Raw genomic sequence first — 16,829 nt, 5'->3', positions numbered from 1 at the left:
GACTGGACCGGCCTGCTCGTGGATGAGGTGCTGGGGGGCACCGGGTGGCGTCCGGTCGAGGCCTGCGTCGTGGCGGAGGAGCTTGGTCGAGCGCAGGACGGGTCGGCGTGGTTGGGAACCACGATCGGTGCCGCGGCGCTCGCCTCCGCGCCCGGGTACCCCAGGCAACAGTTGCTGCCCGGCCTGCTCGCCGGGACCGCGACGGCCGGCGTCGCGATCGTCGGCGAGCCCGCACGGATCATCCGCGGCGACCAGGCCGACATCGTCATACTCCTGGGAAGCAACGGAATTCACCTGCTGCGCGATTTGGATCGCGACCAGTTCGAGTTGGACCCCGACCTGCTGGACGTCACCCGAACCGTATGGCGTTTCGACGCGAAGGCCGCACCCGGCGACGTGATCGGATCTGTCGAACGGGCCGACCAGTTGGCCGCCGTGGCCCGACTGCTGGTCGCCGCCGATTCGGTGGGCGCCGTGTCGATGACCCTCGAGCGGCTGACGGCATACCTCAAGGAGCGCATCGCATTCGGGGCCCCGATCGCGAGCTTTCAGGCGATTCAGCACCGGCTGGTCGAGCTGCTGGTCTTCGAGGTCAAAGCGCGCGCCGTCGTCATGAGGGCGGCGCGGGCACTCGCTGCGGGAGAGGAGAGGGCGACCTTGCTGACGGCGGCGGCGCACGCGTTCGTCGCGGCGAAGGCCGCCGCCGCCGTCGACGAGTGCATGCAACTTTCGGGCGGCATCGGTTTCACGTGGGAGTATCCGCTGCATTACGAGCTGCGTCGGGTCTTCACCAACGGCCACCTGATCGGCACGGCGCGTTCGAGCCGGGCGCTGGTGGCGGAGGTGTCGGGTTGGTGAGCGTGGTTTGGAGCCGTCCCACCGATGCGCAGCTGGCCGACTTCAGAGAGCGGGTCAGGGCACACATCGCCGAACACGCGCCGCCGATCGAAGCCCGCGAAGGCCACCGTGCGCCGCAGACCCCCGCGCAAGAAGCCCTGCTGCGCGCGTGGTTCGCCGGCCTGTTCGAGGCGGGCCTCGTGGGCGCGGATTGGCCGGTCCAACACGGCGGTCGCGACGATCACCACCCACTGCACGACCGCATCGTCAGCGAGGAGATCCTGCGCGCCCGCGCGCCACGCCCGGTGGACCAGGTGAACCTGGCGGCACACGTGCTCTTGCACTTCGGATCCGACGAGCAGAAGCAGCGGCTACTGCCACCCATCCGGCGCAGCGAGCACGTCTGGTGCCAACTGCTCAGCGAACCCGATGCGGGTAGCGACATCGCCGCGGTGCGCAGCCGCGGGGTGCGGCAACCCGACGGCGGTTGGGTGATCGACGGCCAGAAGACCTGGATCACCGACGGACACTGGGCCGACATGGGCCTCGCCCTGATCCGCACCGACCCGACGTCCTCGCGCCACCACGGCCTGTCCGTCTTCACCGTGCCGCTCTCGGCGGAGGGTGTCGAGGTTCGTCCGATCCGCACGATCGGCGATGCGATCGAGGTCAATGAGGTCTTCCTCAGCGGGGTCGAGCTCGGTCCGGAGAGCCTGATCGGCGAGGTGGGCCAGGGCTGGTCGATCATCATGGCCGGCTTGGACTTTGAACGATTCGGCATCGGCGGCAACGTCATCTTGCTCGAACTCTTGATCGACGATTTGGTCACCGTGGCCCGGAACGCGCTCATCGACGGCGAGCCCGCACTGGACTCCACCGACATCCGCCAGCAGGTCGCCGAGTTGGCCGTCGAGGCCGAGGTAGCCAAGGCGTTCATCGACGACCATGTGGAGCGGCTGACGTCGGGTGAGGAACGACCGGGCGACGGCTCGATCGCGAAGTTGAGCTTCGCCGAAACCTATCACCGTGTCGCGGCCTATGGCGCCGAGCTGGCCGCATCGGCGATTGCCGCGGGGACTGCGGACCCCGATGTGGATCGCGCCAAACAACGCCTGCGTGAATGCTGGCTGTGGTCCCGGGCCTACACGATATCCGGTGGCAGCTCGGAAATGATGCGCAACATCCTGGCCAAGCGGCGACTGCACTTGCCGAGCCGATGACCGCATACCCGGCGGCGGAGACCTATTGGTCCCTGGTCGAGACGGCGGCGCGGGCGCATCCCGATCGGGTGGTCCTAGTCGACGACTACGGTCGGGCCCTGTCGTGCGAGCAGCTGTACGAATCCGCACTGACATGCGCGGCGGCGTTGGCGCAACGCGGAATTGGCGCGGGAACGGTGGTGTCGTGGCAGCTGCCGACGACGCTGGAGACGATGGTCGTCATGGTGGCGCTGGCGCGCCTCGGGGCGGTCCAAAACCCGGTACTGCCGATCTGGCGGGAGAGCGAATTACGTTTTGTGACAACGCAGCTCGCGACCGACGTCCTCATCGTTCCCGGGGTGTGGCGCAATTTCGACCACATCGCGCTCGCCCAGCGGATCGGTGATCAGCAACCCATGACTGTCGTGGTCATCGACCGCGACGAGCCCATCACCGGCGCACTTCGGCTACCCGCCGGTGATCCGGCGGCGCTGCCTGCGCCGCCACAATCGGGCGAGGAGCCGCGCTGGATCTACTATTCGTCGGGCACAACGGCGTCCCCGAAAGGCGCGCGGCACTGCGACCGCTCGGTCATCGCCGGCTCGGCAGGCGTCGTCGCCATCGTCGGCGCCTCCAGTAGCGACGTCAACCCGATCGCCTTTCCGGTGTCGCACATCGGGGGAGCCGCCATGCTCGCTGCCGCCCTCCATACCGGCATGCGACTGGTGCTCTTCGACACCTTCGATCCCGTGGAGACCCCCTTCGCCATCGCTGCGCACCGGCCGACTCTGCTGGGCAGCGCCACCCCGTTCTTCGTCGCCTTCATGGCGGCGCAGGCAAAACACGGCGCCGAACCGCTATATCCCGATCTGCGTGGCTGTGTCGGCGGTGGTGCACCCATCACCGCGGAGTTGGGACATCAAGTGCGGCAGACCTTCTCGGTCGACGGTGTGGCCAATTCCTGGGGACTGACCGAATTTCCGGTCGCCACCTCCCAAGCACCGAACGGCCCTCCGGAGCTGCTGGACCACACCGTCGGCAAACCCGTGCCGGGCGTCTCAGTGCGAGTCGTCGACGAATCCGAGCGGCCGGTCGAGCCCGGGGAGGAGGGGGAGCTGCGGCTCAAGGGCCCGCAATGCTTCCTCGGCTACGTCGATGCGTCATTAGATGCCCAGGCATTCGACGCCGGCGGGTGGTTTCGCACCGGCGATCTGGGACGCATCGACCAACAGGGCAATGTCGTCGTCACGGGGCGCATCAAGGACGCGATCATCCGCAACGCGGAGAACATCTCGGCCCTCGAGATCGAGGGCGTCCTGGCGAGCCACCCTGCGATCGCCGACGTCGCGGTCATCGGCGTACCCGATGAGCGGACCGGCGAACGGGTGTGTGCCGTCGTCGTCGCCCGCCCGGGTGCGGCGGTCACGCTCTCTTCGGTTTCCGAACATTGCCAAGCCCGGGGGCTGAGCAGGCACAAGTCGCCCGAACGGCTCGAGATCGTCGATGCGCTGCCACGTAATCTCACCGGCAAGGTGCTCAAGAATGAACTCCGGACCCGGTTCGGGGACCGGTGAGCGTTCGTGACAACCCCGATCCGATTCCCGGGCAAGGCGATCTCCTGCCCGAGACACGCAGCACCGCGAATGCCATAAGGATCGGTCTTGTCGGTGAAGATACTTATGCCGACGCGGGGAGATGTTCAACATCTCCTGGCCGTACCTGAGGCGATTCGCCGCCGGACTCGGCTAGATGCCGATCAGCTCCTTCAGATTGCCGCCCATCACTCGTGCTGTGGTTGCGGCGGGGAGGTTTTCGAGCTCATTGACGAAGTCCGCGGGCGCGGCCAATCCCTCGGGATGCGGGTAGTCCGAGCCGAACATCACCCGCGCCTCACCGAGGATGTCGATGAGGTGCGACATGTCCTCCTCGTGAAACGGGTTCACCCACACGTGCCTGCGGAAGACATCACACGGGTGCTCACTGAATTCGCGCGGCTTCTTGCGGTATACCCGATCGAAAACGTCCATCAGACGCTGAGCCCACGAACCGCCGTTCTCGACCACACCGATGCGTAGGCCGGGGAAGCGCTCGAACACCCCATGGGCGATGAAGGCCGCGAGCGTATCGAAGATGTGGCGGCTCTCCTCGTAGATGAAGCCGCGGAACTTCGTCAGCTGGAAACCCTGGAACTCGTTGCCGCCCTCCCAGTCGGAGAGGTAGCGGTCGTAGCCGGCGTCGGAGTTGTGCATCTGGACCGAGATGCCCGACGACTCGACCAATCTCCAGAACCCGTCGAACTCGGGCAACGCAGGTGAACGCGAGGTTCCGTCCTCCCTGGGCACCGGCGCTGGCCGGATCAGCACCGTCTTCGCACCGTTTTCCAGGCACCATTCGAGTTCCGCAACGCCCTTCGACGGATCGTTGAGTGAGATCGCCGGGACGGGGAAGATGCGGTCCTTGAAGTTGAACGTCCAGTCCTCGAGCAGCCAGCGGTTGAAGGCGTGGGTAACCGCGTGGGTGAGCTCGGTGTCGCACTTGGTCCGTTCCTCGAGCATGCCCGCCGTGGTGGGAAACATCAGCGCGCCATCAACGCCCTGGCGGTCCATCAACGCCAGGCGCAGGTCGGGGCGCCGGAACTCGTCTGGACAGCGGATGGGCTCGGCGAGCTCGCGCAGCGTCTTACCCTCCGGGTTGATCCCGCGGTAGTAGTCGGCCCATGCGCCGGGAGTGGGAATCACCTCGTAGGTGGGGTTGGGTATCGTCTCGGTGATAACGCCGAGGATCTGGAGCTTCTTGCGGCCATTGACGTCGACGAACTTCAATGCTTCGGAGTATTTCTCCGGCAGATAGCGCGTGTAGGCGTCGATCGTCTCGTACATGTGATTGTCCGCATCCCACACCTCGAACGCACGGGGTTCGGTCATCGTCATTCCTTTCCACGAAGCAGTCGAGATCGCCGAAAGCCTGCTCGCAGATTTGTCCGCCATATGCATGGCCAACGGCGCGGATGGCAACCGGCAACGCCACTATCACAAACCGAGAGTAGACGTTCTCGCCCTAATACTGTCCGAAACCGTGGCGAACGGCAAGGTCGCACCGCGCGTCACGGGCTGGAGGGCCGTCCGGCCCGATTCACTGGTTCGCCGCATCAGCGACCTCCGGCATCCGGTCGATGATGCGGTGCGGCTCGTCGGCCGATAGAAGGACCTGAACATGATCGATGCCCAGTCGGCGGTAGGCATCGCATGACTCGGCCAATGATCGGGCGCCGGAATAAGCGGTGGATGCGACCTTGTATAAGCTCGCCGACGATCTGCCGCGCGCGTCGGCTAACCGGTTCAGAGATGCGACGAGCTCGGCCAGCCGTCCAACGGACGTCGGCGCGGAAATCCACCCGTCGCCGACGCGCGCCGCTCGGTCGAGCGCGGTGTCAGAGTGCCCGCCACCAGGATCGGAATGGGTCGTCGTGCGGGGTGCGGCCGCGGATCCATCGGTGCGAAATCATAGAATTTCCCATGGAATTCGACGTAGGGATCGTCCGCACACCATAGGGTGCGCAACAACCGGATGTGTTCCTCGCTGCGGGCGCCACGGTTGTCCCATGGCATGCCCATCGCTGTCGCCTCTTCCTTCAGCCACCCGACTCCGACGCCGTACACGAGCCGGCCGCCCGAGAACGCGTCGAGCGAAGCGAGTTGTCTTGCGTTGCCGATCGGATTGCGAAGCGGCAGTACGGCGACCGATGACCCGAGCCCAATCGTGCTCGTCAACCCGGCAACCCAACTGAGCGTCGTCATGAGTTCGAAGTTGGGGGCGAGATTGTCGGCGAGCCAGCCGTCGGCGACTGGCGTGGGCCTGCGGCCCAGCGGATACAGCGAATCGCTGTGACGGGGCAAAACGAGATGGTCGACCGCCCAGAGTCGGTCGACTCCGCAACCCTCGGCGGTCTGCGCGAAGTCGCGGATGAACGACGGTGACGCGTTCGGGCCGCTGTGCGGAAGAACAAGACCGATTTCCACGACGGCCTAGAGGTTGGTGAAGTGGCCGCCATCGACCCCTATCGTCTGACCGGTGAGATACCTGGCCTTGGGGCCCACGAGGAAAGTGACCGCCGAACCGATGTCGAGTTGTGGATCGCCGATGCGAGCCAGTGGGATCCGGCGTGCGAGCCGCTCCTCCATCGCGGGGTCGGCTTCGATCGCCGCCGTCATCGCCGGTGAATATGCAAGCGGCGATATCACATTGACCGTGATGCCGTAGGCGCCCCATTCGCGGGCCAGGCTTTTGGCGAAGCCCCGCAGTGCGCCCTTCACCGTGGCATAGAGCGGCAGTGTGGCGCTGCCTTCGATCCCGGCGGGTGAGGTCATCACCAGGAATGTCCCTGCCCGTTCACGCAGCGCTTGGAAGGCTGCGCTCGCACAGTGATAGGCGCCGGTCACCGACACGCTGATGTGGTCGCGCCACAGCGACTCATCGACGTCCTCGAGTCGGTGCGGCTGGCTGGATGCGTTGCTTGTGGCATTGTGTACCAGCGCATCCAGGCGCCCGGTCGTCATCACCGCGGCCTCGACGGCGCCGATGACCGACTCGGCTACGGTGACGTCGCAGCGGACCCAGCTTGCCCGACAACCGGTCTCGCTGAGTTCCGCAGCGACCGCCCGCCCACTTTCCGATCGGGTGGCGACGAAGACGTGCGCGCCGTCGACCGCGAGCGCACGCGCGATGCCGTGCCCGACACCGCCGCCGGCTCCAGTGACCAGCACCGTGTAATCGTTGATCGTCATGGGAGCATCACGGCTCCGCCGTCGACGATGACGGTTTCGCCGACCAGACCCGTGACCTCGGGCTTGAGTAGGAATCGTGTCGTCTCGACGATCGATTCGATGAGCGAGTCATCGTCCTGAAGCGCTGCGGCGGCCACATGGCTGGCTGACGCGCTCAGCCGCGGCGCGAAAAGACGAAGCGGGGCGGCAACCATGTTGACGATGAGGTTTTGAGAAGCCCATTGGCGAGCGGCGGATTTGGCCATCGCGCGGATTCCCTCGAGCGCGGTGGCGTACGGGACAAGATACGGCGCTCCCGTCATCCCGATCGATGGCAGCACCAGCACGATTCGTCCTCCACCTTGGTTGCGCATCGAGGAGTACGACCGCTGTAACGCGGCCAGCGCGTGTCGCATCGGTTGTTCGGCGAATCGGTCCCAATCCGGCGCACTCAAGGTGCTGACGTGCGTCGGCTCGAGCGCCGGATCGACGCCGATCACTATGACCACGTGGTCCGTGTTCGGCTGAGTCGGTTCGTCGAGGTTGTGGACGACCGATTTGAGACTTGCTGCGATCGCCCACGAGATGGCATCGCTGCGCCCTATGACGTGCGGAGTTGTCATGTGCGCCGCCCTACGGTTTTGGAATCGCCGACACCTTCGCTTGCCGTGCGATTCGCTCGTCGTGGATCTTCACCAGTTCGCGGAAGCCGATCCGGTTGTACCGCGGGTGGGGTTGGACTCCCCAGTCGTCTTTCGCGGTGTGTTGGCCGGCGGCCTCCGGAGCACCGCCGAACGGCGGGCCCCCGAGGGGATAGGGCTGCCTGCATTCGAGCGAGTCATCGGAGTAGCGCACCTTCAGCAATTCGCTGCAGATTTGGGTGAGGGACAGCGTGGGCCACCCGTACCAGACTGCCATCACCGGCACGGTGAGCGACCCCTCGATCACCAACCCGAACAGGCAGACGAACAGCCCCCGTTTGAGCCACGTGTGCATCCGCGCCCAAGCCGACGTCGTGCCCGGAGGTAGCGGCTCGGCCGGCGCGACTGCGTCCACAGTTGATTCAGACACGATAGTCCTTCCCAGGATCGTTCAGTCGGAGAAGATTTCCCGGTTCACGGTGTGCAGGTAGGGGATTGCGAGGAACGGCGTGATGTAAAAGACGTTGTAGGCCCACCAGGCCAGCACCGGCAGGCCTACCGCCGCGTACCGCACATCGGCATACAACGTCATGTTGAAGATGTAGCCGGTCCAGACCACCACACCGAACCAGCAAGTGACGATCATCCACTGGTGCCCCCAGCGCTTCATCTGTAGGAAGCCGATCGCTGCGGCCATCCGCATCGGAAAGGCGATGAGCACGCACACGAGAACCCACGCCTTCTCCCCGGGCGCACCGGCACCTCCGATCCAGAGCTCGTTGTAGTGCCAGAAGTAGCCCCCGTCCATCAGGTTCCCCCAAGCGGTGAACACGGTGCGGGTTATCAGGGCGTGATTGGCGAACAGGTCGAGTGCCCAACCGATGCTGTTCAGGGCCGCGTCCAGGATGATCACGTAACCGATGAGCGTGACCATGAGTGGACGCACCGACAGGCCCTCGCGTTGGGCATTGCGCAACAGGTACAGGCCACGCACGAACAGGGGGAGCCCGAGGATGCCGAGCACGAGCGTGCCCATCAGTGCCGTGCCCGCTATGAGCCAGATATCCGCCTGTCGTTGAGCCCGCCGGCTCCGGCGTTCGTGTTCGTCCAAAGTCGCTGACGCGAAGGAGGATGCACCGTTCCCGTGGCGCGTTATCGCAGAGGGCAATCGCATGGGCCTACCAATCTCTTGTCAGCAACATGGAGAGCTGGATGAGAAACATCGTCAGCAGGAGGCCGTATATCCAGATTTGGAAAACGATGAGGCCGCGCCTACGCCGGCGATCCTGTTCGTCCACCGCGCTGATTCCTCCTTAGGAAATAGATAGCCGGCCCGAGGCGACTTCACTCAGGGCCGATCGCTGCGGTCAGAAAGTCCCGATGTTCGACAACATCCAGTAGAAGAAGGCAACCAATGCGCACATCACGCCCCACGTGATCACCATCCGCACCAATTCTTCGATCACATCCGTTGCTCCCGTCTCCGCAACGCGGGTGGAAATACACATTGTCCCGAAATGATAGCACCATTATCAATTGCGAGAATTAGCGTTATCGCATAACGGGTAACGAAGCTCCCGGGCTTCGACGATTGCTGAGTCCGAACCTTCACGCATTGGCCATGGCGGCGAGCTCGCGCTTGACCACCTTGCCGACGTCGTTGCGCGGCAGCCGGTCGACGAACACGAATCGCACGGGTACGCGGTACGGCGTCAATCGATCCCGGCACCACTCGGTGAGGCTCTCTTCTGTAACGGCCTGATCACGTCGCACGACGAACGCCCAGGGCACCTCGCCGAGCCGCTCGTCGGGGATGCCCACGACGGCGGCTTCCCGCACGCCGCCGGCGGCGAGAATGACGTCTTCGACGGTGCCCGGGAAGACCTTGAGGCCGCCACGGTTGATCATGTCGGACACCCGGCCGTCGAGCCAGAGGAACCCGTCGTCGTCGAACCAGCCCAAGTCGCCGGTGTGAAACCAGCCGTCATCGGTGAGCCGGTCGAGGAAGGCCGGATCGATGTTGCGCGCCGCTGTCGTCGGCGTGCGCACCAGCACCTCGTCATCGGCAATGTCGACGTCGATGCCGGGAAGGGGGCGCCCCACCGATCCGAGTTTGGTCTCTCCCCACTCGCGGGCGTCGGCGGCCGACCACCCCACCACCTCGCCACCGAGTTCGGTCTGGCCGTAGGAGTTCAGCACGATCACGCCGAACTTGTCCCTGAATCGGGCCGCTTGCACAGGTGACAGGGGAGCGGTGATCGATCGCACGATCTTCAGCGGCGACAGGTCCGTGACCGAGTCGTCGTGCAACACCATGGTGAGCGCCGCGGGCGGCAGCACCGTGGAACGCAGCTGGTGCCGCCGAACCAGCGCGGCGAAGTCCGACGGGGAGAATCGCTCCATCAGCACCACGCCCGAACCCGCCCGGAAGGCGAACAGCACCTGGTAGATACCCGCCCACAACGACAACGACAACGGCACGAGGTTCGGCATCGGCGGGCGTTTCGGTGCGCCGGTAGTGGCTTTCTTCCCACGAAGTTTCGCCAACAGTCGGTCGATCAGGTCGAGCACCGTGGTGTGCCGAAGCGGCACCGGCTTTGGCGGGCCGGTGGTGCCGGAGGTGAACTGCAACAGTGCCACATCGTCGTCGTAGGACCGCGCGTGCGCGGGCAAGTCGCGCCTTGCCGCCGTTGCCCACGCCAGCGCATCACCGGTGACGACGGGGATTTCGAACGTCGAGAATCTCGGCGCCAGTTCGGGTGTCGTGACGACGGCGACGGGCCGCAGCGTCGTCAGTTGGGCCGCTATCTCGGCGTCGGCCGCCCTGGGGTTCAACGGTGTGTACACCCCACCGGCGCGCCACGTGCCGAACAGGGCGGCGATGGTGGTTGCGTCGTTGGGCAGCATGGCGGCGACAACCTGTCCCCTCGCCAGTCCGATTGCCGTGAGGAGCGCGCCGAGTTGGTCGGAACTGGCCACCAGCTCGTCGCGCGACACCTCGCCATCGACCAGGTGCACGGCGACATCCGGCAGGCGGTCAAGCAGATCCACCAGGCTCACGAATCGGCCTCCAACGGAGCCCAATTCGGAGTTCGCTTGTCCGCGAAGGCCAGTGGTCCTTCGTTCTGGTCGGGGTGCCCCCACATCGACGTCAGGTGCTTGGCGCCGGCGCGGCACGCATCGGTCAGGCCGTATTCGAGTGCGCCCCACAGTGCACGCTTGGTGGCACGCATCGCCGCGGGTGAGTTTCTGGCGATCTTCTCGGCCAGCTCCTGGGCGACCTCGCGCAGCTTTTCGGGCGGATCCACGACCTGGCTGATCATGCCGAGCTGGTACGCACGATGGGCGCTGAGCCGTTCGTGGCTGCCCACCAACGCCATCCGCAACACCGCCTCGGCCGGCATCTTGCGCATCAGCGCGATGGTTTCCAAAGCGCTGACCTGGCCGATCGAGACGTGCGGGTCGACGAAGCTCGCGTCCGATGACGCGATGACGATGTCGGCGTCGGCCACCCAGTGCAACCCGCCACCGGCGCATACCCCGTTGACAGCCGTGATGACCGGCTTCTCGACGTTGCAGTGCCACGCCGTCAGCTTGAGGTCCAGCGTGCGCATGGTCTCCTGAAACTGCAGCACGGCCTCGCCGTCGAGCTCCTCGACGTCGGCCCCCACCTGGAACGCTCGCCCGTTGCCGGTGTGCACGATGACGCGGACGTCTGGGTCGGCATTCAGTTCCGACCACGCTTTCGGGAATTCCTCACGCATCAGAACGTCATACGCGTTGAGCCGGTCGGGGCGGTTGTTGATGATCCAGCCAACCGGCCCGCGCCGCTCGACGACCAGCCTCTGATACGTCATGAAGCCTCCACAGCGCCGGACGGTGCTTGCCACCGTGGTGTGCGCTTCTCGCGCCACGCCCTGGCGCCCTCGCCGTGGTCGGGGTGATTGCGCAGCCGCCAGATCTCATCGGAGGCATCCCGGCGGGCCTGCGTCATCCCGACTTCCAGGGAGTGCCACAGCGCCTTCTTGGTGGCGCGCAACGCGGTCGGCGAATTTCCGGCGATCGCGGTGGCGAGCCGAAGCGCCGCGGCGCGAAGCCGATCGGCGGCTACCACCTCGGACAAGATGCCCAACTCGTAGGCGCGTTGCGCCGAGATGCGTTCGCCCCTGCCGCTCAACGCCATCCGGGTGATTGCCTCCATCGGAGACTTGCGAAGCAGGGTGATCGCCTCATAGGCGACGGCCTGGCCGAGCGACACGTGCGGGTCGACGAAGGAGGCCTGTTCGGCCGCGATGACGATGTCGGCGTCGGCCACCAGGTGCAGGCCACCGCCCGCGCAAACCCCGTTCACGGCCGCGATCACCGGCTTCCATACCCCGCAATGCCAGGACGAAATCTTCAGCTCCGCGTCCCGAGTTCGACGCGAGTGGCGGCGCATCGCCGCTTTGTCGCGCGCCACCTGCACCACGTCCATGCCCGTGCAGAAGGCTGTGCCGTTGGCCGCGTTGACGATCACCCGGACACCGGGATCGGCATCGAGTTCGGCCCAGGCGGTCTCGAGTTCGTCGAGCATCAACGCGTCGAAGGCGTTGCCCGCGTCCGGCCGGTTCAGGATCAGCCAGCCGATACCCTCGGACTTCTCCACGACCAACCGCTGGTAGGTGCTCACGAGCGCGGAATGTCCTTCCAGGGTTTGCCCTTCCAGGGGTCCGGTTCCTTGGGAAGCCCGAGCGCGCGCTCGCCGAGGATGTTCTTGTTGATGTCGGTGGTGCCGCCCTCGGTGCCGTTGGCGAGGCTGCGCAGCATTCCATGGACATCCCGGGGCAGTGCGTCCGGCTCGTCGGTGGCGGCCCAGGCGACCGCGTCCGTACCCAGCAGGTCGACCATGAGGTCCTGAATTTGCTGGTTCAGCGTGGCCTGGTGCACCTTACCGATCGAGGACGCGGCACCGGGCGATTGGCCGGCCGAAAGTGCCGCCCGGACACGGTCATTGGTCCAGCCACGGATCTGCTCCTGGGCCCACAACCGCATGATCTTGTTACGGACGACCGGGTCGTCCCATCGGCCCGTCTCCCGCGCGACGGCGATCAGCCGGTCGGCGCCGGAGCCGCCGAGGCGGCCCATGCCTCCCGACCCGGAACCCGAAACCATCTGCCGCTCACTGGACAGCGTCGACGCGCTGACGCGCCAGCCGTCATTGACCTCGCCCACCCGGTGCGCGTCGGGGACCCGGGCATCGTCGATGAAGACTTCGTTGAACTCCGCCTCGCCGGTGATCTGACGCAGTGGTCGTACCTCGACGCCGGCCTGACGCATATCGAGCAGGAAGTAGGTGATGCCCTTGTGCTTGGGTGCGTCCGGATCGGTTCGTGCGAGCAGGATCGCGAAGTCAGCCTCGTCGGCCCACGTGGTCCAGACCTTTTGGCCCGAGATCAGCCAGCCATCCGCGTCCCGGACGGCCCGTGTCGCCAACGAGGCAAGGTCCGACCCCGCGCCGGGCTCACTGAAGAGCTGACACCACTTCTCCTCGTTGCGCACGATCGGCGGCAGGAAGCGCAACCGCTGCTCTTCCGTACCGTGGCTGAACAACGCCGCAGCAGTGTTGTTGAGCCCCAACGGGTTCAGCCGGAACAGCCGCAGTGGAAGCAGCACCCTATCGATCGCCCTGGCCACCTCGTTGCCGATACCCAGGCCGCCGTATTCGCGCGCCCAGGTCGGCACCACAAGACCGGACTCGGCGAAAACCGGATACCACTGCCGGTAATCCGCGGGGCTCCGCACCGCGCGCAGGGCGACGGGACTCTGCGCGGCGGCCATACGCCAGGACGCCGGCACCTCAGCGTCGACCCATTGTTCGACCGCCGCGACGGCGTCGGCGGCACTGGTGGCCTCGGTGATCGGCAGGGGCGTCACGTTCTTCTAGCGCCCTTGGAACTTTGCTTCGCGTCGGTCGCGGAAGGCCGCCAATCCTTCTTTGAAATCTTCACTGCGGCTGGATAGTTCGAGCGCCATCGCTTCGTTCTGCAGATGACGGTCCAGGTCGAGCCCGTTGCCGCTGTGCAGCAGCCACTTGGTGAGGCCCAGCGCCACCGTGGGCGCATCGCCAAGGCCGGCAGTCAGTTCGCTTGCCACGGTGTCCAATTCGTCGACCGGGGCGGCGGCGTGGATGATGTTCCACTCGGCGGCGGTGGTTCCGGTGATCTCCTTGCCCAGCATCAGCAGTTGCCGGGTGCGGACCAGGCCGATCAGCCGCGGCAGCAGCCAGGCCGCGCCGCTGTCGGGGGTGAAACCGCGGGCCATGAAAGGTTCCCAGAACCGTGCATCCTCGGCGGCGACACAGAAGTCGGATGCGAGTGCGATGTGGAATCCGAGCCCGGCGGCCCAGCCCCGCACTACGGACACGATGGGCACCTGAGTCTCGAGCATCAACGGGATCAACCGGTTCGCTTTGTTGGGCAGCCGGCGCTGCGTGCTACCCACCCTGGGCTTTCGCTCGGAACGGGCGTTGTTGGCGATGAGGTCGGACCCGGCGCAGAAGTCGGGTCCCGCGGCGTCGATCCTGATGACGCGGACGGATTCGTCGACACCCGCGGCGGCGAAATGCGCGATCATCGCGTCGAGCATGACGTCGTTGACTGCGTTGCGGCGATCCTCGCGGTCCAACCTCAATTGCAAGACCGCACCGCGTTGTTCCGCCGCGAGACCGGGCACACTGTCGTAAGTCATGGGCTCAGGTTTCGGCGAATCGTGCGGCCACGGCGGTGAGCAGGTCCGCGAGATTGGTCGCCCGCCCAGGGGGATCGGGTAGTCGGACGGGTCCGTGTTCGCGGCTGGGGAGCAGAATCGTGGCCGTGCCCGGCGCCGTGATCTGGCCACGATGATTCGTCGCCGCCAACTCGAGATCGACGGCCGGACGATCGTCCTCGGCGAGGTACTTGCGGACCACCGTCCCGGTGACGGTGTGCAGATCGCCGACGTAGTTGAAGAGCCGGAATTCGCAGGCGAGCTTCCACAGCCAGCCATCGTCACCCATCCAGTCCGTGCACAGGTGGATAAGCCACGTCTCGCGCATCCGGCCGTAGTCGAAGGTGGTGGGGTTACCCGCATTGCGGGCTGCCTCCGGTTCCCAGTGCACGCGCTGCTGCGCATCCGGCACACCGTATTCGTTGGGCGTGTAGAAACGGGGGATGCGCTGCCGATTGCGCCATGCCAGTCGCAGGGGCCGCACCCCGTACATGCCGGTCCCCATGCCGACATGCCAGCAGACCATGTCGGTGACCGTCAACGGGCCCTTGGTCAGGGTGCCGATGTCGTCACCCTCGTCGACGTCCTCCCAGCATCGCGGTTCGGCGCCACGCGGGGCTTCGCGCGCGTATCTCTCGTCCAATTCCGCGATCTCGTCCGGCGTCCACGACTTCAGTTCGACGGCCTCGTACTTCTTGCGGCCGCGCGCCTTGCTGCGTTCGGTGCGGATCATGTTGCGGTACTGCGCACCCAAGATGACGTCTTCATCGTCTCGGAACACCTGTGCCGACCACTCGTGGACGGCCCGATCGGCGAATTCACTGCTCTTGTCCAGGGCCGCGACCAGAGCGTTGCGCCGGAAGACGCGATGATTGGCCCGCAGCGGCGCCCACCACTCACGCGACGAGGACGCGTAGAAGGCGTGAACGCCGCGCAAGGGGTCACCCTTGGTCAGCGCGCGGTCTTCGTCGGAGAGCGTGGTCACCTCGTCCTCACCTATCAAGCTGTCGCCCCCGACGAGCGCGGGGGGCGCGATCGACTCGCCCCATACGGATTTGGCGGCGTATTCCGCGTCGCTCCACAGCGGGTTGGCGTCGCCGTAGCTCTCCGCTACGTGGCGGAAGCAGTCTTCGTTCGGTCTGAAGTAGTGCGGCGGCTGAGTGTGCGGAACCGCGATCCCGATGGTGGCCCGCAACCGGGCCAACCCCTCGTCGGTAATCTGACCGGTTTCCGGCATGGAAATTAAGATACCCGAAAAGCGGAAACGCCGTTAACGCAGGGATGAGGATATGAGCGAACAAGCATCGGGCATCCTGGTGGCCGTCGGCGATGACGGGGTACTAAGAGTCACCATCGACCGCGCAGACGTCGGAAATTCGTTGTCGCCCTTGGCGCGTCAGGCGCTCAACGATGCTTTTGCCCTGGCTCATGATCGGTCCGACGTGCGTGCCGTGCTGCTGAGCGCGACGGGTGACCGGCATTTCTGTACCGGCGCCGGCTTGCCGTCCCAGGCGGCAAGCGCTGACCCGCGTTCGAAACCCATCGCGGAGAAGCGGCCCGGTGACATCGCCCGCATGCTTCAGCAAGGCTGGCAGCGATTGATTTCCTCGATACTGGATTGCGACAAACCCGTGGTGGCCGCTGTCAACGGTACGGCGGCGGGCGCCGGCGCCAGCTTGGTGCTGGCATCCGATCTGGTGGTGATGTCTGCGCAGGCCAAGCTCGTGGAGGCGTTTGTGCACCGAGGGATCCTGCCCGATTCGGGGGCCATCCACCTGTTGACGAGAATCGTGGGGTTGCGCAAGGCCACTGAACTCTTGATGCTCGGCGAGCCGGTCGACGCTGCCACCTGCGAGAAGCTCGGGCTGGTCAATCGCGTGACCGCACCCGAAGACACCCGGGCGGCCGCCGAGGAGCTCGCGGTACGGCTGGCCGCGGGCCCTACCGTGATGCTGGCGCTGACGAAACGGTTGTTGTCGGTGTCGTCGGAGTCGGATCGACACCGCGCATTAGAGCAGGAGGCCTGGGCGCAGGAGGTGGTGTCGCACACCGCCGACCTCCAAGAGGGCCTCGCCTCGTTCGCGGAACGTCGTGAGCCCAAGTTTCTCGGTCGCTGACCGGCTGTCTGCTAGGCGGCGGTGGGTCCGCCCCGGATGGTGAACGTGGCGCTGTCGTCGATGTCGTCGATCGACGACGCCACGGACTCGGCGGTCAAAGCGGTGTCTTCGATTCCCTTGGTGACGCCGATGAACACCCGTGACACCTTCCCGGCGCCGACCGAGTAGATGTGCGCGGTTCGGTCGCACGTCGGATGGCACAGGTAGACCACCACAGGGGTGACGAGCTCGGGGTGCATGGCCTGACCGGCTTCCCCCATGATGTTCTCGGTCATCCGCGTCCGTGCGATGGGGGCGATAGCGTTGATGGCGATGCCGTTGCGGGCACAGAATTACGGACGGATCGTTCAGACCACTTCCGGCACCGGACTTTTCGGGAACTTCGGTCAAGCCAACTACGGCGCGGCCAAGATGGGCCTCATCGGCATGATGCACGTTCTCGCCATCGAAGGTGCCCGCAACGGCATCGCCATCAACGCTATCGCCCCCATCGCACGGACGCGGATGACCGAGAACATCATGGGGGAA

General features: G+C 65.7%; 17 protein-coding genes and 2 pseudogenes. 5 read left to right on the top strand and 14 right to left on the bottom strand.

From position 1 onward, the window contains the following. The 3 genes from A5701_RS13150 to A5701_RS13140 all read left to right on the top strand — a co-directional run. A partial coding sequence (locus tag A5701_RS13150; protein WP_067753794.1) for an acyl-CoA dehydrogenase family protein occupies positions 1–858 on the top strand: 858 nt, incomplete at its 5' end. Continuing rightward, the gene (locus A5701_RS13145) at positions 855–2,057 is read left to right on the top strand and encodes an acyl-CoA dehydrogenase family protein (protein ID WP_067753785.1); all 1,203 of its coding nucleotides are present in this window, start codon (positions 855–857) and stop codon (positions 2,055–2,057) included. The genes A5701_RS13150 and A5701_RS13145, both read left to right, overlap by 4 nt. Next, complete coding sequence (locus A5701_RS13140; RefSeq protein ID WP_067753784.1) at positions 2,054–3,610, top strand: class I adenylate-forming enzyme family protein; 1,557 nt, start codon at positions 2,054–2,056, stop codon at positions 3,608–3,610. The genes A5701_RS13145 and A5701_RS13140 overlap by 4 nt, the downstream gene beginning before the upstream one ends. Before the next feature lie 171 nt (positions 3,611–3,781). Here A5701_RS13140 and A5701_RS13135 read toward each other — a convergent pair whose 3' ends face one another. From A5701_RS13135 to A5701_RS13075, 13 genes are all read right to left on the bottom strand, one after another. Further along, positions 3,782–4,960, bottom strand: coding sequence for an amidohydrolase family protein (locus A5701_RS13135; protein WP_067753791.1), 1,179 nt, complete (start codon positions 4,958–4,960; stop codon positions 3,782–3,784). A 414-nt stretch (positions 4,961–5,374) separates the two neighbouring features. Then, complete coding sequence (locus tag A5701_RS13125) at positions 5,375–6,055, bottom strand: TIGR03619 family F420-dependent LLM class oxidoreductase (protein ID WP_067753776.1); 681 nt, start codon at positions 6,053–6,055, stop codon at positions 5,375–5,377. Positions 6,056–6,061: 6 nt separating this feature from the next. Beyond that, positions 6,062–6,820 (bottom strand): SDR family NAD(P)-dependent oxidoreductase, encoded by a 759-nt coding sequence (locus A5701_RS13120; RefSeq protein ID WP_067753772.1) that lies wholly within the window; start codon positions 6,818–6,820, stop codon positions 6,062–6,064. Then, positions 6,817–7,422: an SDR family oxidoreductase gene (locus tag A5701_RS13115; protein ID WP_067753769.1), complete on the bottom strand. Its 606-nt coding sequence runs from the start codon at positions 7,420–7,422 to the stop codon at positions 6,817–6,819. Before A5701_RS13115 ends, A5701_RS13120 begins: the two co-directional genes overlap by 4 nt. A 10-nt stretch (positions 7,423–7,432) precedes the next feature. Continuing rightward, positions 7,433–7,795, bottom strand: coding sequence for a hypothetical protein (locus A5701_RS13110; RefSeq protein ID WP_231972819.1), 363 nt, complete (start codon positions 7,793–7,795; stop codon positions 7,433–7,435). A gap of 96 nt (positions 7,796–7,891) precedes the next feature. After that, a complete protein-coding gene (locus tag A5701_RS13105) occupies positions 7,892–8,551 on the bottom strand; it encodes a hypothetical protein (protein ID WP_067753761.1) in 660 nt (219 codons plus the stop codon). A gap of 256 nt (positions 8,552–8,807) precedes the next feature. Further along, on the bottom strand, positions 8,808–8,948 hold the full coding sequence (locus A5701_RS28180; protein ID WP_156670079.1) for a hypothetical protein: 141 nt from the start codon (positions 8,946–8,948) through the stop codon (positions 8,808–8,810). Positions 8,949–9,048: 100 nt separating this feature from the next. Further along, entirely contained in the window at positions 9,049–10,500 is a 1,452-nt protein-coding gene (locus tag A5701_RS13100; protein WP_067753758.1) for a class I adenylate-forming enzyme family protein, read from the bottom strand. Then, positions 10,497–11,297 (bottom strand): enoyl-CoA hydratase/isomerase family protein, encoded by an 801-nt coding sequence (locus A5701_RS13095; protein WP_067753755.1) that lies wholly within the window; start codon positions 11,295–11,297, stop codon positions 10,497–10,499. The genes A5701_RS13100 and A5701_RS13095 overlap by 4 nt, the downstream gene beginning before the upstream one ends. Then, complete coding sequence (locus A5701_RS13090; protein WP_067753752.1) at positions 11,294–12,109, bottom strand: enoyl-CoA hydratase/isomerase family protein; 816 nt, start codon at positions 12,107–12,109, stop codon at positions 11,294–11,296. The genes A5701_RS13095 and A5701_RS13090 overlap by 4 nt, the downstream gene beginning before the upstream one ends. Continuing rightward, positions 12,106–13,353: an acyl-CoA dehydrogenase family protein gene (locus tag A5701_RS13085; RefSeq protein ID WP_082969738.1), complete on the bottom strand. Its 1,248-nt coding sequence runs from the start codon at positions 13,351–13,353 to the stop codon at positions 12,106–12,108. Before A5701_RS13085 ends, A5701_RS13090 begins: the two co-directional genes overlap by 4 nt. Positions 13,354–13,359: 6 nt before the next feature. Then, a complete protein-coding gene (locus A5701_RS13080; protein ID WP_067753749.1) occupies positions 13,360–14,166 on the bottom strand; it encodes an enoyl-CoA hydratase/isomerase family protein in 807 nt (268 codons plus the stop codon). Between the two features lie 4 nt (positions 14,167–14,170). Further along, positions 14,171–15,421, bottom strand: a complete 1,251-nt coding sequence (locus tag A5701_RS13075; protein ID WP_067753745.1) for a hypothetical protein — start codon at positions 15,419–15,421, stop codon at positions 14,171–14,173. A gap of 52 nt (positions 15,422–15,473) precedes the next feature. Between A5701_RS13075 and A5701_RS13070 the strand changes: the two genes are divergently transcribed. Next, positions 15,474–16,301, top strand: coding sequence for an enoyl-CoA hydratase/isomerase family protein (locus A5701_RS13070; protein ID WP_067753742.1), 828 nt, complete (start codon positions 15,474–15,476; stop codon positions 16,299–16,301). An 11-nt stretch (positions 16,302–16,312) separates the two neighbouring features. Here the strand turns inward: A5701_RS13070 and A5701_RS13065 are convergent. Continuing rightward, a pseudogene (locus A5701_RS13065) lies at positions 16,313–16,627 on the bottom strand (short-chain dehydrogenase); the annotation flags it as partial. On the opposite strand from A5701_RS13065, the pseudogene A5701_RS13060 reads away from it, so the two are divergent. Beyond that, positions 16,620–16,829: pseudogene (locus tag A5701_RS13060) on the top strand (SDR family NAD(P)-dependent oxidoreductase); the annotation flags it as partial. The pseudogenes A5701_RS13065 and A5701_RS13060 sit on opposite strands and share 8 nt — an antisense overlap.

Origin of the sequence: Mycobacterium sp. E3305 (genome assembly GCF_001666785.1) — a bacterium.
In the GTDB taxonomy this organism is placed as follows: Bacteria; Actinomycetota; Actinomycetes; order Mycobacteriales; family Mycobacteriaceae; genus Mycobacterium.
The sequence above is the reverse complement of the archived record's forward strand: the minus strand, read 5'-3'. Positions and strand labels throughout refer to the sequence as shown.

Excerpts from the sequence above, each read along its gene's own strand:
- A5701_RS13080 (WP_067753749.1), bottom strand. The coding sequence starts at position 14,166 with ATGACTTACGACAGTGTGCCCGGTCTCGCGGCGGAACAACGCGGTGCG.
- A5701_RS13095 (WP_067753755.1), bottom strand. The coding sequence starts at position 11,297 with ATGACGTATCAGAGGCTGGTCGTCGAGCGGCGCGGGCCGGTTGGCTGG.
- A5701_RS13120 (WP_067753772.1), bottom strand. The coding sequence starts at position 6,820 with ATGACGATCAACGATTACACGGTGCTGGTCACTGGAGCCGGCGGCGGT.
- A5701_RS13115 (WP_067753769.1), bottom strand. The coding sequence starts at position 7,422 with ATGACAACTCCGCACGTCATAGGGCGCAGCGATGCCATCTCGTGGGCG.
- A5701_RS28180 (WP_156670079.1), bottom strand. The coding sequence starts at position 8,948 with ATGTGTATTTCCACCCGCGTTGCGGAGACGGGAGCAACGGATGTGATC.
- A5701_RS13075 (WP_067753745.1), bottom strand. The coding sequence starts at position 15,421 with ATGCCGGAAACCGGTCAGATTACCGACGAGGGGTTGGCCCGGTTGCGG.
- A5701_RS13070 (WP_067753742.1), top strand. The coding sequence starts at position 15,474 with ATGAGCGAACAAGCATCGGGCATCCTGGTGGCCGTCGGCGATGACGGG.
- A5701_RS13140 (WP_067753784.1), top strand. The coding sequence starts at position 2,054 with ATGACCGCATACCCGGCGGCGGAGACCTATTGGTCCCTGGTCGAGACG.
- A5701_RS13110 (WP_231972819.1), bottom strand. The coding sequence starts at position 7,795 with ATGCACACGTGGCTCAAACGGGGGCTGTTCGTCTGCCTGTTCGGGTTG.
- A5701_RS13135 (WP_067753791.1), bottom strand. The coding sequence starts at position 4,960 with ATGACCGAACCCCGTGCGTTCGAGGTGTGGGATGCGGACAATCACATG.